20 protein-coding genes and 2 pseudogenes are annotated in these 20,347 nt (G+C 71.9%); 8 read left to right on the forward strand and 14 right to left on the reverse strand.

Annotated features, from left to right (window positions below; genetic code table 11):
• Positions 1-361: 361 nt before the first annotated feature.
• Together O7608_RS30030 and O7608_RS30035 are read right to left on the reverse strand one after the other, a co-directional pair.
• A pseudogene (locus O7608_RS30030) lies at positions 362-559 on the reverse strand (hypothetical protein); the annotation flags it as partial.
• A 22-nt stretch (positions 560-581) separates the two neighbouring features.
• Positions 582-926: a hypothetical protein gene (locus O7608_RS30035; protein WP_289207748.1), complete on the reverse strand. Its 345-nt coding sequence runs from the start codon at positions 924-926 to the stop codon at positions 582-584.
• 265 nt (positions 927-1,191) lie between these two features.
• On the opposite strand from O7608_RS30035, the gene O7608_RS30040 reads away from it, so the two are divergent.
• The 3 genes from O7608_RS30040 (at position 1,192) to otsB (ending at position 3,100) form a co-directional block, all read left to right on the forward strand.
• Complete coding sequence (locus tag O7608_RS30040) at positions 1,192-1,632, forward strand: XRE family transcriptional regulator (protein ID WP_289207749.1); 441 nt, start codon at positions 1,192-1,194, stop codon at positions 1,630-1,632.
• 165 nt (positions 1,633-1,797) lie between these two features.
• A complete protein-coding gene (locus O7608_RS30045) occupies positions 1,798-2,172 on the forward strand; it encodes a hypothetical protein (protein WP_289207750.1) in 375 nt (124 codons plus the stop codon).
• Between the two features lie 103 nt (positions 2,173-2,275).
• Positions 2,276-3,100 (forward strand): trehalose-phosphatase, encoded by an 825-nt coding sequence (otsB, locus tag O7608_RS30050; protein WP_289207751.1) that lies wholly within the window; start codon positions 2,276-2,278, stop codon positions 3,098-3,100.
• Between the two features lie 78 nt (positions 3,101-3,178).
• Here the strand turns inward: otsB and O7608_RS30055 are convergent, their stop codons facing one another.
• The 4 genes from O7608_RS30055 to O7608_RS30070 are packed head-to-tail and all read right to left on the reverse strand — an operon-like array spanning position 3,179 to position 7,918.
• Entirely contained in the window at positions 3,179-3,949 is a 771-nt protein-coding gene (locus O7608_RS30055) for an isoprenyl transferase (RefSeq protein ID WP_289207752.1), read from the reverse strand.
• Positions 3,950-3,959: 10 nt separating this feature from the next.
• Positions 3,960-5,132 (reverse strand): geranylgeranyl reductase family protein, encoded by a 1,173-nt coding sequence (locus tag O7608_RS30060; protein WP_289207753.1) that lies wholly within the window; start codon positions 5,130-5,132, stop codon positions 3,960-3,962.
• Between the two features lie 12 nt (positions 5,133-5,144).
• A complete protein-coding gene (locus tag O7608_RS30065; protein WP_289207754.1) occupies positions 5,145-6,050 on the reverse strand; it encodes a hypothetical protein in 906 nt (301 codons plus the stop codon).
• Positions 6,051-6,070: 20 nt separating this feature from the next.
• Positions 6,071-7,918: a phosphoenolpyruvate carboxykinase (GTP) gene (locus O7608_RS30070; RefSeq protein ID WP_289207755.1), complete on the reverse strand. Its 1,848-nt coding sequence runs from the start codon at positions 7,916-7,918 to the stop codon at positions 6,071-6,073.
• A gap of 328 nt (positions 7,919-8,246) precedes the next feature.
• Here O7608_RS30070 and O7608_RS30075 point away from each other — a divergent pair, with 328 nt between their 5' ends.
• The 3 genes from O7608_RS30075 to O7608_RS30085 all read left to right on the forward strand — a co-directional run bounded on the left by O7608_RS30075 (position 8,247) and on the right by O7608_RS30085 (position 9,987).
• Positions 8,247-8,783 carry a GtrA family protein gene (locus O7608_RS30075; RefSeq protein WP_289207756.1) on the forward strand — a complete coding sequence of 179 codons (537 nt, stop codon included), beginning with the start codon at positions 8,247-8,249 and terminating at the stop codon, positions 8,781-8,783.
• Positions 8,784-8,851: 68 nt separating this feature from the next.
• The gene (locus O7608_RS30080; protein WP_289207757.1) at positions 8,852-9,481 is read left to right on the forward strand and encodes a GtrA family protein; all 630 of its coding nucleotides are present in this window, start codon (positions 8,852-8,854) and stop codon (positions 9,479-9,481) included.
• A gap of 8 nt (positions 9,482-9,489) precedes the next feature.
• Positions 9,490-9,987, forward strand: a complete 498-nt coding sequence (locus O7608_RS30085) for a MaoC/PaaZ C-terminal domain-containing protein (RefSeq protein WP_289207758.1) — start codon at positions 9,490-9,492, stop codon at positions 9,985-9,987.
• Between the two features lie 68 nt (positions 9,988-10,055).
• Here the strand turns inward: O7608_RS30085 and O7608_RS30090 are convergent, their stop codons facing one another.
• From O7608_RS30090 to O7608_RS30100, 3 genes and pseudogenes are all read right to left on the reverse strand, one after another.
• On the reverse strand, positions 10,056-10,643 hold the full coding sequence (locus O7608_RS30090) for a PH domain-containing protein (protein ID WP_289207759.1): 588 nt from the start codon (positions 10,641-10,643) through the stop codon (positions 10,056-10,058).
• A gap of 158 nt (positions 10,644-10,801) precedes the next feature.
• Positions 10,802-11,731, reverse strand: a pseudogene (locus O7608_RS30095) (biotin--[acetyl-CoA-carboxylase] ligase); the annotation flags it as partial.
• Positions 11,732-11,751: 20 nt separating this feature from the next.
• The gene (locus O7608_RS30100; protein WP_289207761.1) at positions 11,752-12,243 is read right to left on the reverse strand and encodes a hypothetical protein; all 492 of its coding nucleotides are present in this window, start codon (positions 12,241-12,243) and stop codon (positions 11,752-11,754) included.
• Between the two features lie 132 nt (positions 12,244-12,375).
• Between O7608_RS30100 and O7608_RS30105 the strand changes: the two genes are divergently transcribed.
• Positions 12,376-13,968 carry an acyl-CoA carboxylase subunit beta gene (locus tag O7608_RS30105; protein ID WP_289211098.1) on the forward strand — a complete coding sequence of 531 codons (1,593 nt, stop codon included), beginning with the start codon at positions 12,376-12,378 and terminating at the stop codon, positions 13,966-13,968.
• Between the two features lie 42 nt (positions 13,969-14,010).
• Here the strand turns inward: O7608_RS30105 and O7608_RS30110 are convergent, their stop codons facing one another.
• On the reverse strand, positions 14,011-14,736 hold the full coding sequence (locus O7608_RS30110; protein WP_289211099.1) for a M50 family metallopeptidase: 726 nt from the start codon (positions 14,734-14,736) through the stop codon (positions 14,011-14,013).
• A 73-nt stretch (positions 14,737-14,809) separates the two neighbouring features.
• Here O7608_RS30110 and O7608_RS30115 point away from each other — a divergent pair, with 73 nt between their 5' ends.
• Positions 14,810-15,334 (forward strand): Uma2 family endonuclease, encoded by a 525-nt coding sequence (locus O7608_RS30115; RefSeq protein ID WP_289207762.1) that lies wholly within the window; start codon positions 14,810-14,812, stop codon positions 15,332-15,334.
• Between the two features lie 21 nt (positions 15,335-15,355).
• Here the strand turns inward: O7608_RS30115 and O7608_RS30120 are convergent, their stop codons facing one another.
• The 4 genes from O7608_RS30120 to O7608_RS30135 all read right to left on the reverse strand — a co-directional run bounded on the left by O7608_RS30120 (position 15,356) and on the right by O7608_RS30135 (position 20,260).
• Positions 15,356-16,036 (reverse strand): hypothetical protein, encoded by a 681-nt coding sequence (locus tag O7608_RS30120; protein WP_289207763.1) that lies wholly within the window; start codon positions 16,034-16,036, stop codon positions 15,356-15,358.
• Positions 16,033-17,577, reverse strand: a complete 1,545-nt coding sequence (locus O7608_RS30125) for a glycoside hydrolase domain-containing protein (RefSeq protein WP_289207764.1) — start codon at positions 17,575-17,577, stop codon at positions 16,033-16,035. The genes O7608_RS30120 and O7608_RS30125 overlap by 4 nt, the downstream gene beginning before the upstream one ends.
• A 131-nt stretch (positions 17,578-17,708) precedes the next feature.
• Positions 17,709-17,915, reverse strand: coding sequence for a hypothetical protein (locus O7608_RS30130; protein WP_289207765.1), 207 nt, complete (start codon positions 17,913-17,915; stop codon positions 17,709-17,711).
• Positions 17,916-17,986: 71 nt separating this feature from the next.
• Positions 17,987-20,260 (reverse strand): serine/threonine-protein kinase, encoded by a 2,274-nt coding sequence (locus tag O7608_RS30135; protein WP_289207766.1) that lies wholly within the window; start codon positions 20,258-20,260, stop codon positions 17,987-17,989.
• Between the last annotated feature and the right edge of the window lie 87 nt (positions 20,261-20,347).

Genomic DNA, 20,347 nt, shown 5'->3' on the forward strand with positions numbered 1-20,347 from the left:
GAAAGTCTGTGGTCACGGTTCAGGGACGACGCCCGACGAGCACCTCCCGGGCGTGCCGACCGCTACCGGCCGTTCCGGTACCGGCGGCACCGCCGGTCGGCCCGGCACCGCCGGCGAAGGACGCACCGGTGTACGTCGTGCCCTGGCGGGCGGCGGCGGTCACCGGTGCCGTCGGACGCTCGACCAGCACCGGCACCGGCACCGGGGCCGGGGCCGGGGCCGGGGCCGGGGCCGGGGCCGGGGCCGGGGCCGGGGCCGGGGCCGGGGCCGGGGCCGGGGCCGGGGCCGGGGCCGGGGCCGGGGCCGGGGCCGCCAGCGGCGGGGTGCCGGCCAGTGGGGCGCCGGCCGTTGCCACCGGGACGGCCTCCGCCGACGGCATCGAGGTGATCGCTGTCCGGGTCTGCCGGCGGCTCCAGGCACCCCGGTCCCCGTCGAAGTAGCCCTGGCGGTAGCCGAAGCGGTAGCCGATCCGGTAGCTGAGCTGTCCGTGCAGCCGGCCGGCGGCATAGCTGGACGACGCCAGCAGCAGCACGAGGAAGACCGCGAAGAACGGGCTCATCCGGTCGCCCCGATCCGTCTGATCATTGTTCCTCCGAGTCGCACGACGTCGGGTCGTCGGTGAGAAGCCGATCGACGTCGTCGGTCCGCACCTCCTCGACCAGCTCCACACTGATCCGGCAACCGCCCAGCACCACTTCCGCCGTCGAGGCCCGTCTGATCTCCCCGCCGGCGTCGTACACCCGCACGCTCAGCTCCGGGCAGCCCAGATGCGAACGCCAGGCGTTCCACTCGCCCCGGTCCCCGACGTTGAGGGACAGGTAGCGACATCCCCGGGCGAGGTAGAGCCGCCATGGCGCACTGAGACCCGAAGCCACGGCGTCGGCGATCAGGCCGAAGGCCTGGGCACGGGTGGCCAGCTCGGTCACCGAGCGGTCTCCGTCACGCGTAAGGGACAACTCCACTCACTAAGCGTCTCAAGCACGTGACGTAGAGTAAAGCGTCACGCGCAAGTGACAGCATCATCTTTTCGGTTGATTAGCGTCACCTCAGCAACGTCCTTAGACTGCACCCGTGACACCCCTCTCGACAAGGGATAATTTCCCGACAGAGATTCACAAAGCTCTGTCACAGACGCAGCACAGGAGAGTGCCCGCCCCCAGGCGGAACGGCGAATCGCCGTACCGTCGGCCGGTGCCGGACAGCTCCGCTGGGCGGAAGATCGCCTTCGCCGCCTTCGTACGCAAGGCGCTCGCCGACGCGCGGGCGACCCGCGCCTGGACCGGCTCCGAGGTCTCCCGCCGCACCGGTGTCTCCCGACAGACCATCAACCGCTGGGTACGGGGCGAATGGTCCAGCGACCCGGAGGCCGAACGGGTGGTCGCCTTCTGTGACGGGCTCGGCATCAACCCGACCGTCGCCTTCGGCGTCCTCGGCTGGGACCGGGCGACCGACGCCCGGCCGACACCGAGCGCCCCACCGATGGATCCGGACGTGGAGGCCCTGCTGCGGCGGCTGGTCGATCCCAACGTCTCCGATGCGGAGAAGTTTCACATCAGGGAGACAATCCGGTATCTCGCCTACCGACCCCCACTACCGGCCGAACCTCGCAAAGGCCCCAAGCGAGCAGGGTAGTTCTCAGATGGCGAAAGAAAGCCGATCAAGCAGCCCGATTCCGTCCCACTTGCACGCTGAGTCACGATAACGTTCCTCTCCGTACTGCTTGGGCTCGTTCGTCGGCGGGGGCGACGGGACAAGGCCGGACACAGCCCTGCGGGACAGAAGGGGGGGTCGATACCGATGACCCTCAAATGGTCGGCAGTAGTGATCGCGGCCGTCGCGGTCACCCTTTGCGCCACCACGAATATCGTCGTCGCTCTCCTGCGGACCGGACAGGTGCCGCCGGTGGTGAACATGTTCGCCATCGCCTGCGCGGCCGTCGCCACCCTGGTGGCGGTCATCGCACACCTGAATGACCGGCAGCAGGGGCGGCTCACCGCGCTCACCGAATTCCTCGTTGCCCGGCTCAATGAAGTCGACGCCCACGTGGGCGATCGCAATGCCGGGTTCGTCGAGGGGTATCTGCTCCGACAAGGTCACCAACAGGACGCGGCAGTCGTGCAATTTCCACCGCGGATGCATGGTCGTCGGCTGATGGGTGGGGGCGACGACTGACCGCCCGGCGGTAGGCGGACCGTAGTCGACCGCGCCGGCGTAGCCCGATGTTCATCCGGCGAGAGGTCTGGCACTGCGTTCGCCAGCAGGTACGCTGACGCCCGTGCGGCCGTTCGATGCAGGAAACCAGCGCTTGGCCCGTCCGCTGACCGCGGAGCAGGCATGGCGAGCCACCATCGATCGCGCCGACCGGTGCGTGCTGTTCTTCGACTTCGACGGCACCCTCGCCCCGGTCGGCGACGATCCCACCTCGGTGCAACCGGCACCCAAGGTGCTGGCGGCGATCGAGTCACTCACCGGGGTGGTGCAGCGGATCGCGATCGTGTCGGCCCGCCCCGTCGAGTTCCTCCGCGACCAGTTCGCGGAGATAACCGACGTCGACCTGTACGGGCTGTACGGGCTGGAGCACAGCCACGGCTCCGGGCCGACGGTGACCGAGCCGGCGGCACTACCGTGGGTCCCCGCGATGGCCGAGCTCGCCGACCGGGCCCGAGCCGAACTACCGGCCGGCACCCTGGTCGAGTACAAGCGGCTGTCGGTGGCGCTGCACTACCGGACCGCCCCCGAGCTGGGGGGCGTCGTCGAGTCCTGGGGCCACGACCAGGCCGAGCGGCTCGGTCTGCGCAGCCAGAGCGGCCGGATGGTGCTCGAGCTGAAGCCCCCGGTCGACCGGGACAAGGGCAGCATCATCGGCGAGGCCGTCGGCACCGCCAGCTGCGCCTGGTACTTCGGCGACGACGTGTCGGACATCAAGGCCTTCGCGGCGCTACGGGCGCATCAGGAAGCCAACCCGGACTTCTTCGGGGTGTGCGTGGCGGTCGCCAACTCCGAGACCGGGCACGACGTGTCCGCTGCCGCCGACCTCACCATCGACTCACCCGAGGCACTCGGCGACTTCCTGACCTCTGCGGTGCTCGCCCTCGACTGACCGGCCCGCCAGCCAGCTACCTGCCCGTTGCCTGTCGGCCGACCCCTGCGGGCTCACGTCGGCCGACCCCCTGCGGGCTCATGCACCGTAGCGACGTTGCCGGTTGGCGTAGGACCGCAGCGCCCGCAGGAAGTCCACCCGCCGGAAGTCCGGCCAGTTGACGTCGCAGAAGTAGAACTCCGAATGCGCCGACTGCCAGAGCAGGAAGCCGGAGAGCCGCTGCTCACCGCTGGTCCGAATGACCAGGTCGGGATCGGGCTGGCCACGGGTGTAGAGGTGCTCGGCGATGTGGTCGACATCGAGCACCTCGGCCAGCTCCTCCAGCGTCCCACCGGACTTGGCGTGCTCGTACAGCAGGGACCGGACGGCGTCGGCGATCTCCCGACGGCCGCCGTACCCCACGGCGATGTTGACCTGCGCGCCGTCGGACCGGGTCTGGGTACGCTCCTGGGCCGCCTTCAACGCAGTCGCGGTGGCACCGGGCAGCAGGTCCAGCGCACCGACGATCCGCAACCGCCAGGGGTTGCCGTCCTCCGCCAGCTCGGTGACCAGATCCTCGATGATCTTCAGCAGCGGATCCAGCTCGCGGGCCGGTCGACGGAGGTTGTCCGTGGCCAGCAAATAGAGCGTGACGTGGCCGATGCCGGCCTGGTCACACCAGTTCAACAGGTGCTTGATCTTCGCCGCACCGACCCGGTGCCCGTCGTTGGGGTCGACGAACCCCATCTCCCGGGCCCAGCGGCGGTTGCCGTCACACATCACGCCCACGTGGCCGGGCACCGGCTTGCCCGCCAGTCTGGCCATGAGCCGTCGCTCATAGACCGAATAGAGCAGGTCCCGCAGAGTCATCGTAAGCAGACTAGCGACCGGAACGCCGTCGCGCGGTATCGGCTGCCCGGCGGATCGTCAGTTGCGCGGCGAGCCGACGCACCGTGACGGCGTCCAGCCGGCCGTCGCCGAGACCGAGTTCGACGATGGTGTCGAAGACGTGCCGGTCCCGCGTCGCCGCCGCGACGGCGGCGTCCACCGTCGTCGGCCGCCGGGCCAGCCAGGCGCCGAAGGCGCTGTGCCGCAGATGCCCGCCGAGGCGTCGACGCAGCGCCTGCCGGTAGCGGCGGGCGGCGACCGTCGGCGTACCGGCCGCCGCCGCACCGGCCAGCGCACCGGACAACACCGCGTAGAAGATGCCCTCGCCGGTGAACGGGTTGATCAGCGACAGCGCGTCGCCGGCCAGCACCAGCCGGCCGGCACCCACCGGCGGCCGCCGGGTGGACAGCGGCAGATGATGCGCCCGCAGGTCGGTGACCTGCGCCAGGTCGGTGCCGGGCAGCAGCGCGCACAACCGGTCCAGCAGCCGCGCCCGGGTCAACGGCCGGCCGCGCAGCACCTCCCCGTACCCGACGTTCGCCCGGCCGTCACCGATCGGAAAGGCCCAGGCGTACGCCGGCCAACCGGCCGCCGTGGTGACGATCCGCTGTTCGCCGGGGCTGGTGACGGCCCCGACCGGCGCGTAGCCGCGAATCGCCAGGGCCAGATGTCCGTCCGGGTTGGGGCCGTGGCCCAACGCCCGGCGTACCACCGATCCCGCGCCGTCCGCGCCGACCACCGCCCGCGCCGCGATCTCGCCGTCGAGCAGCACCAGGTCGTCGCGGACCGTGACCCGCCGTACGGTGTGCCGGCGCAGCCGCGCGCCGGCGGCGACCGCGGCGGCGACCAGCCGGGCGTCGAAGACGGCCCGCGGCACCGTGTACGCCGGACGGACCAGCTCGGCGGCGACCTGCCCGCCGTGCGGGGCGACCAGCCGGAGCCGGCCGACCGGGGCGAACCCGTCGACCGGATCGGGCACGGCCAACCCGGCCAGCACGTCAAGGGCGTGCGGTGCGATGCCGTCGCCGCACGGCTTGTCGCGGGGAAACTCCGCCCGGTCCAGCAGCAGCACCCGGGCACCGGCGCGGCGGGCGGCGATCGCCGCGGCGGCACCGGCCGGCCCGGCACCGACCACCGCGACGTCGACGACCGACGTACCGTCCACCTGGACCTCCCGTCAGGCCGGGTCGGTGCCGGCGACCTCCCGGTCGGCACCGGATGTCCCCCGGCCGTGCTCGACGCTGGTCGCCGGCCGGCCACGCTCGGCGCGACCGACCCGCCACACACCGTAGAGGGCCAGCGCCACCGCCACCACCAGCGGCGCGCCGTCGCGGACCAGCCCGTCCACGCCGAGCAGCCACCAGCACAGCGGCAGATCCACGGCGAGCACCCCGAGGCTGACCAGGACCAGCAGCCAGCGTGCCCAGCGCCGGCCGCGCAGCATGAAGAACGACACCAGCAGCACCAGCCAGCTGGTGGCGGTGGCGACCGCGATCCAGGCCACCACCGCCGGGGTGGCGGTCAGCCGGCCGTCGACCAGCACCCCGATCGACACCAGGGCCGGCACCAGCATCAGCGGGGGGTAGGTGAACGCCGCCACCCGGGCGATGAGCAGCCCGGCGGCGACCGGCGGCCGCCGGGGCGGCGCCTCCCGCCAGGCCGGGCGGGCACCGTCGAGGACCAGCCGGGCGGGATGGCGTACCAGATGGGCACCGACCACCGGTGAGCGGTACAGCAGCCAGACCACGGCCACGCAGAGGCCGACCACCAGGCCGAAGCCGGCGACCTGCGGCAGCAGCGGTACGCCGGAGCGGGGCACCACCAGCCGGCCGAGGGCGAAGACCGTCGTCACCGCCAGGATCAGCCCGAACGGTCGCGCACCGGCCCGGGCCCTGCGCACCTGCCGGATGAGGATCAGGAAACCGACCGCCCGCAGCAGCGCCCACCCGGACCGGACCGCCATGGCGAAGTCCTGCTCGGCCGCGTACTGCCAGTTGAGCAGGTCGACCACGACGGTGGCCGCGGCGGTGACGGCGAGCAACCAGACCAGCAGACGGACCGGAGCTGGAAGGTCTGCCGCCACCGGCGCAGGCTAGCCGACGCTCACCCGGCGGCGTCCAGTCGGACCCGCAGCGCGTCCAGCTCCGCCCAGAGCACCCCGGGGAGTTTGTCGCCGAACCGCTCGAACCATTCGGTGATCTGTGGCAGCTCCGCGCGCCACTGCGCGGGGTCGACGGCGAGCGCGGCGGCCACGTCGGCCGGGTCGACGTCCAGGCCGGTCAGGTCCAGCGCGTCGACGGTCGGTACGTTGCCGATCGGGGTGTCGACCGCCGCGCCCGTACCGTCGAGACGCTCGACGATCCACTTGAGCACCCGGGAGTTCTCCCCGAAGCCGGGCCAGAGGAACCGGCCCTCGTCGTCGCGGCGGAACCAGTTGACGTAGAAGATCCGGGGCAGCTTGGCGGCGTCGCCGTCGACACCCTTGCCCATCTCGATCCAGTGCCGGAAGTAGTCCCCGGCGTGGTAGCCGATGAACGGCAGCATCGCCATCGGGTCGCGGCGGACCACGCCGACCTCGCCGGTGGCCGCTGCGGTGGTCTCCGAGGAGAGCGTGGCCCCGAGGTAGACGCCGTGCACCCAGTCACGCGCCTCGGTGACCAGCGGTACGGTGGTCCGCCGCCGGCCGCCGAACAGGATCGCGTCGATCGGTACCCCGCGCGGGTCGTGGTACTCGTCGGCCAGGATCGGGCACTGGGTGATCGGGGTGCAGAACCGGCTGTTCGGGTGGGCGGCGTCGGTGCCCCGGCCCGGATTCCAGTCCTGGCCCCGCCAGTCGGTCAGGTGCGCCGGCGGCTCCCCCATCCCCTCCCACCAGACGTCGCGGTCGTCGGTCAGCGCGACGTTGGTGAAGATGGAGTTGCCCCGGTCGAGGGTCCGCATGGCGTTGGCGTTGGTCCGCCAGTCGGTGCCGGGGGCGACGCCGAAGAGCCCGTACTCGGGGTTGACCGCCCAGAGCCGGCCGTCGTCGCCGAAGCGCATCCAGGCGATGTCGTCGCCGATCGTCTCGACCTTCCAGCCGGGGATGGTCGGCTCCAGCATCGCCAGGTTCGTCTTGCCGCAGGCCGACGGGAAGGCCCCGGCGATGTAGCGGACCCGGCCGTCCGGGGCGGTCAGTTTGAGGATCAGCATGTGCTCGGCGAGCCAGCCTTCGTCGCGGGCCATGACGCTGGCGATCCGCAGCGCGTAGCACTTCTTGCCGAGCAGCGAGTTGCCGCCGTAGCCGGACCCGTACGACCAGATCTCCCGGGTCTGCGGGAAGTGCGAGATGTACTTGGTCTCGTTGGCCGGCCACGGCACGTCGGTCTGGCCCGGCTCCAGCGGCGCGCCGACCGAGTGCAGCGCCGGTACGAACTCGGCGTCGTCGCCCATCGCGGCGAGCACCTCGGCGCCCATCCGGGTCATGATCCGCATCGAGGCGACGACGTACGCGCTGTCGGTGATCTCCACCCCGAACATCGGCGACGGCGCGTCCAGCGGGCCCATGCAGAACGGGACGACGTACATGGTCCGCCCCCGCATGCAGCCCCGGTACAGCTCGGTCATCACCCGCTTCATCTCGGCCGGGTCCATCCAGTTGTTGGTGGGTCCGGCGTCGGCGGCGTCCGGCGAGCAGATGAAGGTGCGTTCCTCGACGCGGGCCACGTCCGTCGGGTCGGTACGGGCCCAGAAGGAGTTGGGGCGGCGTTCGGCGTCGAGTCGCACCAGGGTGCCGGCGTCGACGAGTTCGTCGGTGAGCCGGTGCCATTCGGCGGTCGACCCGTCGACCCAGACCACGCGGTCCGGCGTGGTCAGTGCGGCGATCTCGCGCACCCAGGACAGCAGGCGGGGGTGGTCGGTGGGAGCGGGGCTCGGACTGTTCGACGGTACGGGCGTGGTGGCCGTTGCAGTCATGGCGATCTCCTCGATGGTCGGCGCTGACCTCGTTCCTGGAGTGCACCGCACCGGCGGCTGGACTGGTCCAACCGCCGGGATACAGGTCCGGGAGTTGGACTCAGGGTAAACCGATCGACCGTTCAGGACAGCTGGGGAGCTTGTGAAGAACTGCACAAGATGTCGACGAATGCAATCTGACGAGCTGTTTCTCGCTCCCACGCGCAGCTCTACGCACATTCTTCCGGTCTTCGGCCACCCGGAACGCCAGCTACAGACGGTAGTCGGTGCGGACGGCAATACCGGTGCCGTCCACCGCCGACGGGTGGCACCCGCTACGCTCGGGGCCGTGTCCGTGTCCGCCACCGGCGAGCCATCCGCGCCCGCCTCCCCTCCAGGGTTGATCCACCGGCTCCGCGACCGGTTCGGCCAACTGGTACGCGAGCTGGGCAAGTTCGGCATCGTGGGCGGGATCGCCTTCATCATCGACATCGTTGGGTTCAACGTCGCCGCCAGTGTGCTCGGGCTGGGGCCGTTGACCGCCAAGACGCTGTCGACGGTGGTGGCCGCCTCGGTGGCCTTCGTCGGCAACCGGTTCTGGACCTGGCGGCACCGGGGCCGGTCCGGGCTGGCCCGGGAGTACGGGCTCTACTTCTTCTTCAACGCCGTCGGTCTGGGCATCGGCCTCGGCTGCCTGGCCATCAGCCACTACGGGCTGGGCAGCATCTGGCCGGAGGTGTTCCGTACCCTGCTGGCGGACAACATCGCGGCCAACGTCGTCGGGGTCGCGCTGGGCACTCTGTTCCGGTTCTGGGCCTACCGCCGGTTCGTGTTCGTCGGCACCGCTGCGGCCGTGGTCCCGGCGGCGGCGACCGAACGTGAGTAACCGCACGTCGCGCGGGGCTGATCGCCGGTCGACCCGAGTGGGGGACCGAACTACCGTATGGTGATCTGATGCGAGTACTCAACCTTCTGCCCGAGCGCTGGCAGAAGTTCGTCCGCGAGGTCGTCAAGTTCGGCACCGTCGGTGGCATCAATACGGTGATCAACTTCGCGGTGTTCAACGCGCTGGCACTGACCGTGCTCAGCGACGGCCAGTTGAAGGCGACGGTGGTCGCGGCCATCGTGGCGACCACCAGCTCGTACTTCATGAACCGGTACTGGACCTACCGGGACCGGCCCAAGTCGGCGCTCCAGCGGGAGTACGTGCTCTTCTTCCTGTTCAACATCACCGGCCTGCTGATCGAGGTCGGGATCCTGGCCCTGGCGAAGTACGGCTTCTCCATCCACGGGCTGCTGGCGCTGAACATCATCAAGATCGTCGGCCTGGTCCTCGGCACCATCTTCCGATTCTGGGCGTACCGGACGTTTGTCTTCCGGCCGGCACCTCGGGCGGCCGCCGGCGGACCCGCCCCGAGCGACCCGGCGCAGCCGACCGGCCGCGTCCCGCAGCAGCTGCACCGTGACCCGCAGTTGTCGACGTCGGTCCAGGTGCCGGACAGCCCCGCGCTGCTGGCCGAACCGGGCGAGGCCCGCCACCCTGCGGAGATCGCCACAGCGGCGTCCCGCCCGGCCCCCCACTGACCCACGTCGTGCGCTCCGGCACCGGTGCTGACGCCGACCTGTTCTTCGAGGACCTCGCCCCCGGCGGATCCTTCGACCTCGGCGTCACCACGGTCGACGGCAGCGAGATGGTCAGCTTCGCGCAACGGTTCGACCCGCAGTGGTACCACGTCGACGCCGGGCTGGCCCGGACCAGTCACCACGGAGCGTTGATCGCCAGCGGCTTCTTCACCGTCAGCCTGTTCATGCGGGCCTACGTGGACGCGGTGCTCTCCCGGGCGGCCGCCGACGCATCCCCCGGACTGGAGGAACTGCGCTGGCTGGCACCGGTGTACGCCGGTGACCGGCTGGCCGGTCGCCTCGACGTGCTCAGCCGTCGGCTGTCCCACGCCCGGCCGGGTCTCGGCACGGTGACCCTGGTCGGGTCGCTGACCCGGCTCGACACCTACGACCGCCCCGAACGGGAGGTGCTGCGGACCCGGTTCCGCGGCTGGTTCGCACTGCGCGACGACGGCCCACCGGCCTGACCCGGCCTGACGCGGACCGGGTCAGGCCGACCCGGCCCGCGTCGGGCCGGGACCCGGCCGGGCGTGGGTCAGGTGGCCGCCGGAGTGTCGTCGGCCCGGTCCTGGCCCCGGTCCTGGCGGACCTCGTCGAGGATCTCCCGCATCTCGCCGTCACCCAGGCTGTGCCGGTCGTGGTGGTTCTCCACCAGTTCATACAGGGTGGTCTGCACCCGACCGACGCCGGGAATGTCGGCCAGCACCGTCTGCCCCCGCTCACCGGCCGACTCGATCGTCAATGTGCCGCAGCCCAGCAGCCGTTCGCTGAACCGCTGGCTCATCGAGTGGTCGTTGACCCGGTTCAGCGGGATGTCCCGCCGTTCCCGGGAGAAGACTCCGTGCTGCAGCACCACCCGCTCGTTGGTGAAGACGTAGTGGGTGGTCCGCCAGATCAGGAACGGGCGGACCGTCAACCACGACACGGCCACCAGCCCGGCGACGGCGATCGCGTACAGCGCGACGGTGCCGCCGGTGCCGGCGGGCAGCAACAGGAACCCGGCCACCACGGCGGCCACCGCGAGCACCAGCACGGCTACCGGCCCCACCAGGGCCTTCCAGTGCGGGTGCAGATGCAACACGACATGCTCGTCATCGGTGAGCATGTCCTCGGGAAACGCCACGCCAACCTCCTCGCCCACAACCGGGCCGTCGGCCCGGCCGGCGCGCCGCACACCGGCGCCGGCAAGACCGTAGCGGCTTCCCGCCACCGCGACCGTCAACCGTGCGTACCGTTTCCCGGCGCGTCGTCGGCGGCTGACCCGTCCACCGCGTCGGCGGCCCGTACGTGCAGCACGTCACCGGCGGCCACCGGCAGGTCACCGGCGGCGGTCCGGACCACCAGCCGACCGCCGTCGTCGACGGTGACGGCCACCCCGGTCCGGACCGCCCCGGTCGGTAGCGTCACCCGGACCGCACGGCCGATGGTCGCGCAGTGCCGCAGGTACGCCGGCCGCAGCCCGGCCGCCGTCGGGTCGCCACCGGCGGCCCGCCACCGCCCGTACCAGCTTTCGACGCCGCGCAGCAGCGCCCGCAGCAACGGGTCGCGGTCGGTCGCCGCCGCCCCGGCCAACTGCAGCGAGGTGGCCGGCAGCCCGGAGCTCGACGGCGGCAGCTCGTCGACCTTCAGCGTCACGTTCAGTCCGATGCCCAGCACCACCGCCGGGGCTCCGCCGGTCGGCGACGCATCCGACTGCGGTTCCTCCCGTGGTGTCGCCGGAGCGGCGAGGGCGGCCGGTCCGACCGGAGCCGCCTCGGCGAGGATCCCCGCGCACTTCGCCTCCCCGATCAGCAGATCGTTGGGCCATTTCAGCCGGGCCGGCAACTCGGCAAGTCGGGACACCGCCTCGACCAACGCGACCCCGGCCAGCAGCGGCAACCAGCCGTAGCGGGCCGGTGGCACCGCCGGCCAGCCCCGCGAGGGCCGGGCCAGCGCCGGACGCAGCAGCAGGCTCACCGCCAACCCGGCGCGGGGCGGCGAGACCCAGTCGCGGCCCAGCCGCCCCCGCCCGGCGGTCTGTTGTTCCGCCGCCACCACCAGGCCCTCGGCTGCTCCGGCCCGCGCCGCCGCCAGTACGTCGATGTTCGTCGACCTGGTCACCGGCCGGACCTCCAGGTCCGTCCAGAGTCCACCAGGGACGACCAACGCCCGGCGCAGCCCGCGCTGATCGAGCGGCGGACGGTCCAGATCGGTGTACGGCGAAGCGGACATCCGCCCAGCCTACGGCGCGATCACGGAAACCGACGGAGACCGTCCGGTACGGGCGCAACGCCCCGGTACGGGGTACCGGCGACTGTCGTACCGATCACCGGCACGGTGGCCGGCGGCGGCCCCGCCGGCGTGGCACCCTGCCACGGGGTGCCTTCCGACGGGGTGCTGACGGCGCCCACCGCGCCCGGCCGGGGCGGGAGGTCGCCGGCACCCCGGCCGCCGCGCCGCTGCCGGGGCACCGACGCCGTCGGGGCCACACCCACCGGTACGCGGCGACGCGGCAGCCCGGCCCGGCCGGCACGGCGACGCCCACCCCGCCGGTGCCGGGGCGCGGGCCGCCGGCCACCCGGCCACCGGTCAGCAGACGGATCTGTCTCCTCGACGGTCCACGCCCCGGTGGCCTCGTCGACGGTCCACGCCTCGGTGGCGGGCCGGGCCGGGCGCAGCATCGGCCACATGACCAGCAGCACCGTCAGACCGGCGGCGAACAGCGCGACTCCGAACATCGTCACGGTGGGGTAACGAACCGGACAACAACCAGGAAACGTCGCCGTCGCACCGGAGCACCGAGCGGGTTGAGGCGAACCGCACACCGACCGCACCTGCCCGACGCGCCGCGCGTCGATACCATCCGCGGTGTGGGCGTGACGAGTGAGCAGGCAGGGACCGGAACCGACCGCCACAGCACCGCCGGCAAGTTGGCGGACCTGGAGCGCCGGGTCGACGAGGCGGTGCACGCCGGCTCGGCCCGCGCGGTGGACAAACAGCACGCCCGGGGCAAACGCACCGCCCGGGAACGAATCGCCATGCTGCTCGACGAGGGGTCCTTCGTCGAGTTGGACGAGCTGGCCCGGCACCGGTCGACGAACTTCGGGCTGGAGCGCACCCGCCCGTACGGCGACGGGGTGGTCACCGGCTACGGCACCGTCGACGGCCGGCAGGTCTGCGTCTTCGCCCAGGACTTCACGGTCTTCGGCGGCTCCCTCGGCGAGGTGTTCGGCGAGAAGATCGTCAAGGTGATGGACCTGGCGATGAAGGTCGGTTGCCCGGTTGTCGGGATCAACGACTCCGGTGGCGCCCGGATCCAGGAGGGCGTGGTCAGCCTCGGGCTGTACGGCGAGATCTTCTTCCGCAACGTCCGCGCCTCCGGCGTGATCCCGCAGATCTCCCTGATCATGGGGCCGTGCGCGGGTGGGGCGGTCTACTCCCCCGCCGTCACCGACTTCACCGTCATGGTCGACAAGACCTCGCACATGTTCATCACCGGCCCGGACGTGATCCGGACGGTGACCGGCGAGGACGTCGGGATGGAGGAGCTCGGCGGGGCCCGGACCCACAACGCGACCAGCGGCAACGCCCACTACCTGGCGACTGACGAGGACGACGCGGTCGACTACGTCAAGGCGCTGCTGGCGTACCTGCCGAGCAACAATCTCGACGACCCGCCGACGCTGCCGGCCACACCGGAGGCGACGGTCACCGACGCCGACCGGGAGTTGGACGTCATCGTGCCGGACTCGGCCAACCACCCGTACGACATGCACCGGGTGATCGAGCACGTCGTCGACGACGGCGAGTTCCTGGAGATCCAGCCGCTGTACGCGCAGAACATCATCGTCGGCTTCGGCCGGATCGACGGCCGACCGGTCGGCGTGGTCGCCAACCAGCCGCTGCACTTCGCCGGCTGCCTGGACATCGGCGCCTCGGAGAAGGCGGCCCGGTTCGTCCGGACCTGCGACGCGTTCAACATCCCGGTGCTGACCTTCGTCGACGTGCCCGGCTTCCTGCCCGGAACCGACCAGGAGTGGGACGGCATCATCCGCCGGGGCGCGAAGCTGATCTACGCGTACGCCGAGGCGACCGTCCCGAAGGTCACCGTGATCACCCGCAAGGCCTACGGCGGGGCGTACGACGTGATGGGTTCCAAGCACCTCGGTGCCGACCTCAACTTCGCCTGGCCGACCGCGCAGATCGCGGTGATGGGCGCCCAGGGCGCGGTGAACATCCTCTACCGCGCGGAGCTGGCCGCCGCCGCCGACCCGGCGGCGGTCCGGGCGCAGCGGATCGCCGAGTACGAGGAGCAGCTGGCCAACCCGTACGTCGCCGCCGAACGCGGCTACGTCGACGCGGTCATCGCCCCGTCGCAGACCCGGCTGCAGGTGGCCCGGGGGCTGCGGATGCTGCGCGGCAAGCGGGAGACGCTGCCGCCGAAGAAGCACGGCAACATCCCGTTGTGACCGGCGGCCCGTACCAGCGAGGCGGCAGACCACCGGTACGGGTCAGCCGCCGGTCGACGGCAGGCTCAGCTCGGGCAGCCACGGGCCGGCCAGCAGCAGCGCGCCGACGATCAGCGCCGCGACGTTGACCAGGCCGAACAGGCCCACCCAGACCAGGCCCGGCACCCGGGTCAGCCAGGCCAGCTGGTCGGCGTCCGACTCCGGCGACCGGCCCTGGGCACGTAGCCGCTGCAACTCGCCGACCGGCCGGATCCCGCCGATCAGCAGGAACCACACCCCGGTGTACGCGAACGCGGCCTGCACCTGCGGGGTCGCGAACCAGGAGACCGCGAAGACCACCCCGCCGGTGACCAGGATCGACACGATGCCGAACATGTTGCGGATCATCAGCAGCATGGCGAACAGCAGCGCGACGGCGATCCACAGCAGCAGGGTGATCCGGTTGCCGCCGAGCAGCCAGGCACCGGCCAGGCCGACCAACGACGGCGCGACGTAGCCGGCCAGCAGGGTGAGGATCATGCCGGGCCCGGTCGGCCGACCGGCCGACAGGGTCAGCCCGGAGGTGTCCGAATGCAGTCGGATGCCCTTCAGTTTGCGCCCGGTGACCAGCGCGATCAGTGCGTGGCCGCCCTCGTGGGCGATGGTGATCGCGTTGCGGGCGATCCGCCACGGCAGCCGTACGACGACCACCGCCACGGCGAGCACCGCCGTGATCAGCACCAGCAACGGCGGCGGGTCGGGCTGCGCACTGAACAGGCGGTTCCACATATCCGTCAGCCCGGTGATCGACACAGCCCGGGAGCCTACCCACCGCGTACCGGCCCCACCAGAGCGCCGGCAGGTGCAACCACGGCCGTACGTCGTCGGCCACACCATGTCGACAGCAGTCAGCGGTCAGGAGGTGCCGGACGTGAGCGTCGCCGCGCTGGACGAGCACCACGGTCCGTGGACGGAGGCGGAGTACCTCGCTCTCGGCGAGACCGCCAACCGCATCGAACTTCTCGACGGAAGCCTGATCGTGGGCCCCGCCCCGAGCAAGCGTCACCAGGACCTCTCCCTTCGCCTGGCGAACGCCCTGGAGGCTGCCGTCGGTGCGGCAGGCCCGCTGGTCTTCGAGGCGGTGAACGTACGGTTGCGAACGGGCAGGTTGGCGGTCCCGGACCGGGTGGTGGCTGACACCGACGACGAGGGGACCGTCGTGGAGGCTGCCGAGGTCCGGCTGATCGCCGAGATCGTTTCACCTGGCAACGAAGCCAACGACCGTCTCATCAAGGTGCAGACGTACGCGGCCGCCGGCATCGGCTGGTACCTGATCGTCGAGCAGAGTCCGCAGCGTCTGGACCCCGGCTCGCTGCTGCGGCGGTGACCGCTGGCCCTCGCTCGGCGGTCAGTGGCGGCGCTGCAGCGACTCCAGGGTCCGCGCGGCGGCCCGGCGGCCCGGCACCAGCGGGTCCGGGACGGCCCCGGCACCGGTGCCCGGTCCGCGCCGGGCGTCGACGGCGGCGGCGACCGCGGTCAGCCGACGGTCCCCCGGCGGTACGTCGATCCGGAAGTGGCTCTCGTGTGGCGCCTGCCGGTCGTCGCCACCCCAGCGGACCACCCCGGCGCACTCGGCCAGGATGTCGCGGATCACGACCAGCTGCGCGGGGAAGAAGCCACCGGTCACGCCGACCGGGTAGCGGGCCGGGTGCAGGGCGATCGCCGTACCGCTGCGGTGCGCGGCGGGGCCGGTGGGCTGCCAGCCGGACGCGTCGCCGTCGCCCAGCGGTGCGACCTCGTAGTGGAAGCGGCGGGCGACGTGCCGCAGCACGGTGGCGACGGCACCAGCGGCCAGCAGCACGGTGGCATCGCTGCCCTCGATCCGCACCGGTGCGACCTGCCCGGCGTCGACCGCCGGCCAGCCGCTCACGGTCGGGTCGGCCGGTGCCGCGCCGACCGCTGGCGCTGCGGGATCAGCGGGTGCGGCCGCGCCGGCGGCCGGCAGCCCGGCCGCGCCGAGCAGTGCGCCGCCGGTGACGGCTCCGCTGGCCGCGAGCAGCCTGCGGCGGGGCATCATGGTCGAGGTCATCGGGTCGCCTCCGTTGTCGCGACGGTGGTCTCGACCGAGGAGACCCCCGGGTCGGTGCCCGGCCGGTGGATGTTCTTGTCGATCTCGATGGCCCCGCTGCCGGTGCCGACCGTGAGGGTCTGGATCTGGTTGAACGACCAGTTCTCCGGCAGCGGGAAGCCCATGTTGCCGGAGAACCCGGTCGACATGCCGGAGACGAACGACCACAGTGCCTGGGTCTGCTGGCTGACCTGGGCGCAGACGTTGCGGGATCCGTAGACACCGTGGACGTACCGGTTGCCGGCGGCGGCCAGCCCGGCCACCACCACCCCGGTGAAGTACGGCACGATGTGTGACGCGATGTCGGCCCCGGTGGCGTCGTAGTCCACCGCGAAGTAGATCACCGTGCCGGCCCGGAAGCCGTAGCCGAGCGCGGCGGCGTGGGCGTCCAGCGCATCCTGGTACCCGGTGGCGTAGGTGAAGTAGGAGACCTCTTCGCCGTAGTACTGGGAGATCGGGAAGACCTTCAGGCCGTTGCGGAAGATGGTGTCGAGCTCACCCGGCTGGATCTTCTTGTTCAGCGTGCCCCAGGGCTTCTCGTCGAGGTACCGCCCGACCACGCGGTAACCGGCGGCGTACAGGGCCTGGGCCCGAGCGTCGGTGACCGTGGTGATGCAGTCCGCAGCGGTGCCGGGACGGCTCGGGTCGCCGGTGGAGACCAGCAGTTGGCACCAGGTCGCGAAGTCACCGGCGCCGGTGACCGGCAGCACGGAGAAGGACTGGAAGTCGCGTACCGCCGCCGCGACCGTGGCGGTGTAGCTGGCGGTGAAGGTCTCGTACGTACCGCCGGCGGCGAGCCGAATCCGGTTGACCACCATCGCGGCGGTGAAGATCTGCACGAACACCCCGGTCGAGCCGACGCTGAGGTGGTGGTTGCGCAGGCCGGCCTGGGTCCCCGGGCCGAAGACCCCGGTGGCCTGGTCGTCGGTCATTCCCAGCTCGAACTGGATGGCCAGGAACAGGGCCTTCTGGACATCCCGGGAGAAGTGTCCGTCGCAGGGGGCGACGAAGAAGTCGCGGCGGTGCACGTACCGGCCGTTGAGCCACTGCTGGATCTGCCGGACCGCCGCCGACCCGCCGGGCAGCAGGACGTAGGCGTCCATGGTCAGCATCGCCTTGACCACCTTCGGCGAGGCGGCGCCACCGACGATCGGCCCCAACCCGGCGTCGGCCATCATCGCGGTCACCGCGGCCTGGGTGTTCGGGCCGAAGGTGCCGGTGATCCCACCCGCGTGGTAGCCCTTGCAGAAGCAGGCCGCCTGCAGGATCCGCACCATGTTGGTGTTCGGGTCGCCGATGCGGATGCCGCCGCGCCGGGTCAGCAGGGACAGCGTCGTCGGGCCGAAGTTGTCGACCAGCCCGGCGATGCCGAGCTCATGCTGCAGAGCCCGGGTGAGGGCGTACATGGTGGGCCAGCCGGTGCGCCCGTCCTCCGCCACGACCTGGTAGCCGGGCACCTGACGATAGGTGGCGTTGACCCATTGCTGGGCAGCCAGAACCATTGGATCCAACTCGTCTCCCCGGGTGCGCCGCCGGTTTCGCCGGTCGGCAGATCGAGTCCGCAGCGTCGCGCCGCCCTCAGGCTAGCCGGCACATAGACCACAATCAACGATTACGGGGAGAACTGACGTCGTTACGACAGGGGGTCCACCGCTCGGCGGGCACCGCGACCGACCAGCTGGGACGCCCCGACCACGGCTCCGACCACGGCGACGACGCCGGCCACGACCAGCAGTACGGTCAGCAGCCCCACGCTCGCGACCAGCAGGGCCACGTCGGCCAGCGCCACCAGCATCCACAGTGCCAGGCTCGGCTTGGCGATCCGTCGACGGTTGCTCATGTCGCACCTCCTTCCGTCGTGTCCAGGGTGGTACCCCGAAGATCGGAAGTTCATGCGTACTGTGCGGCGGCTCAGCTCCCGGCCGGGCGGAAGCGGCTCGCCATCAGGTCGAAGTACACCAGGTCCTCCTGCCACCGGTCGGCCGTGGTGGACCAGTAGATCGAGTAGGCCTTGTCCGGCGCGGTGACGAATCCCCGGTTGCGGACCTGCAGCCGGTTGCCCCGGCTGGTGGTGTAGCGGAACTCCCAGTCGGCGGCGGACAGGAAATAGTCGACGGCCTCGATCCGGACCCGCTCGTAGTTGTTGTAGCCACCCCGCCGGGTCTGTTCCTGGCTCTCCCAGTCGGCGACCGGGTCGGGCTTGGGGCTGTCGGTCTGGTCGATGATGATCAACCGCCCGAGCTGTGCGGTCTCCCGGAACTCGACCCGGCTGCCGTCACGGGACACCGACCAACCCTCCGGCACCGGAACGGAGAACCCGGTGGGATCCTCGTGCAGCCGCCAGCCGGCCGGCAGTGGTCCGGCCGCAGGCGCTCCCGTCGTCGGCGGCGGCGGTGTCGGCGACTCCGCTGCGCTCGGCGACGGCGCGGCGGACGACGGCTGCGGTGATGCTTCGGCACTCGGCGCGCTGGTGGCGGCCGCCGAGGGCACGGCCGGCGACTCCCCCGGCGTGGTGCCGAGCTGTCCGCGCCGCTCACCCTCGTCGCCGAGGCTGAGCATCGCGACGGTCACCAGCAGCACGAGTACGACGATCCCGGCGGCGCTGCCGAGCAGAACGTTGCGTGGCACCGCGCCGACCGTGCGGGCGGCCCGGTCGAACAGCAGCGCCGGGGTCGACCAGTTCTGCCGCTGCGGCGCCGGCTCCGGCCGGTGGTCCACGCTGGTCGCGGTGGCGCCGGCAGGGGCCGGCGCGGCAGTTGCCGGCGGCTCGGCGGCAGCGGGGCCGCTGCGGTCGGCCGACTCGGCGACGCCGGGTGCCACTGCGGTCGGCTCGTCGGTCGACGACCCGGCGGCGGGGGCCGTCTCCTGGTTCGTCTGCGGCTCGTCGGCCCGGGGCTCGTCGGCCTGGACGATCTGGGTCGGCTCAACCTGAGTCGATTCAGCTGGCGGCTGCTTCGCCGAGGTCTGCTCGGTCGGAGACTGCGCGGCCGGCGGCAGCACGGTCGTTTCGGCCGGTGCGGGGGCGGTCGGTTTCGGCACCGGAAGCACGCTGGTCTCGGCGGCCGGCGACCTGACCACCTTGGTCTCGTCCGCCGCGACCGACGGCGTCCCGACCACCTTGGTCTCGTCCGAAGCCGCAGCGGGCCGGGCGACCGGGCCGTACTTCGCCGGCCCCGGCACCACTGGCAGCGGGGTCGGCAACGGCGAGACCGGCGAGACCGGCCCCGGCGACACGGGGGTACGCGGCGCGGCCGAACGCGGACCGGGGACGATCCCCGACCGTGACTCGCCGGGCCGCACCTCCCGGGAGCCGAGCGGGCTCGGTCGACGTACGCCGTCGAGCAGTGACCGGCCCCGACGCGGACCGCGCCCGGCGGCCCGGGTCAGCAGGCGCTCCGCCTCGTCGGCCTTCATCCGGGTCTGCGGGTCCTTGCGCAACAGCCCGGCGAGGACCGGCTTGAGCGGCCCGGCGCGGCGGGCCGGCGGCGGCGGCTCGGTGGCCAGCGCGGAGAGCGTGGCGATCGCGGTCGGGCGGGCGTACGGCGACTGCCCTTCGACGGCCGCGTACAGGGTCGCGCCGAGCGACCAGAGGTCCCCTTCGGGCCCGGCGCTACCGGTGCGGGCGCGCTCCGGGGCGATGTACGCCGGCGAGCCGAGCACCAGGCCGGTGCGGGTGACGTTCGGGTCACCGGGCACGGTGGCCAGCCCGAAGTCGGTCAGCACCACCCGACCGTCGTGGCCGATGAGCACGTTGCCGGGCTTGACGTCGCGGTGCATGACCCCGGACAGGTGCGCCGAACGCAACGCGCCGAGCACGCCGAGACCGATCTCGGCGGCCCGACTGGCCGGCACCGGGCCGCTGTCGGCGAGCAGGTCCTGCAACGACTGTGACGGTACGTACTCCATCACGATCCACGGGTCACCGTCGGTGCGCAGCACGTCGAAGACCCGTACGACGTTGATGTGGTTGAGCCGGGCGATGGCCCGCGCCTCCCGCAGCGAGCGTTCCCGCATCTCGCGGCGCTCCTGGTTGGTCAGCCCCGGCGGCGGCACCAGCTCCTTGATGGCGACGTCGCGGTGCAGCACCTCGTCACGGGCCTTCCAGACCCGGCCCATGCCGCCCTGACCGAGCGGCTCGACCAGCCGGTAACGGTCAGCAACAAGTTGCGGGGGCACAGCGGACATCCAAATGACCGTACCCGGAAGATCTGGGTGCCACACGATCGGCACGCGGCCGGTGTGAGCCGCGCGTCATATTGTACGATCCGGCAA

It is taken from the genome of Solwaraspora sp. WMMA2056 (assembly GCF_030345095.1).
Taxonomy (GTDB): Bacteria; Actinomycetota; Actinomycetes; order Mycobacteriales; family Micromonosporaceae; genus Micromonospora_E.

Coding starts and splice junctions, on each gene's coding strand:
- O7608_RS30045 (WP_289207750.1), top strand. CDS start 1,798: ATGACCCTCAAATGGTCGGCAGTAGTGATCGCGGCCGTCGCGGTCACC.
- O7608_RS30055 (WP_289207752.1), bottom strand. CDS start 3,949: ATGACTCTGCGGGACCTGCTCTATTCGGTCTATGAGCGACGGCTCATG.
- O7608_RS30070 (WP_289207755.1), bottom strand. CDS start 7,918: ATGACTGCAACGGCCACCACGCCCGTACCGTCGAACAGTCCGAGCCCC.
- O7608_RS30080 (WP_289207757.1), top strand. CDS start 8,852: ATGCGAGTACTCAACCTTCTGCCCGAGCGCTGGCAGAAGTTCGTCCGC.
- O7608_RS30110 (WP_289211099.1), bottom strand. CDS start 14,736: ATGTGGAACCGCCTGTTCAGTGCGCAGCCCGACCCGCCGCCGTTGCTG.
- O7608_RS30120 (WP_289207763.1), bottom strand. CDS start 16,036: ATGACCTCGACCATGATGCCCCGCCGCAGGCTGCTCGCGGCCAGCGGA.
- O7608_RS30125 (WP_289207764.1), bottom strand. CDS start 17,577: ATGGTTCTGGCTGCCCAGCAATGGGTCAACGCCACCTATCGTCAGGTG.
- O7608_RS30130 (WP_289207765.1), bottom strand. CDS start 17,915: ATGAGCAACCGTCGACGGATCGCCAAGCCGAGCCTGGCACTGTGGATG.
- O7608_RS30135 (WP_289207766.1), bottom strand. CDS start 20,260: ATGTCCGCTGTGCCCCCGCAACTTGTTGCTGACCGTTACCGGCTGGTC.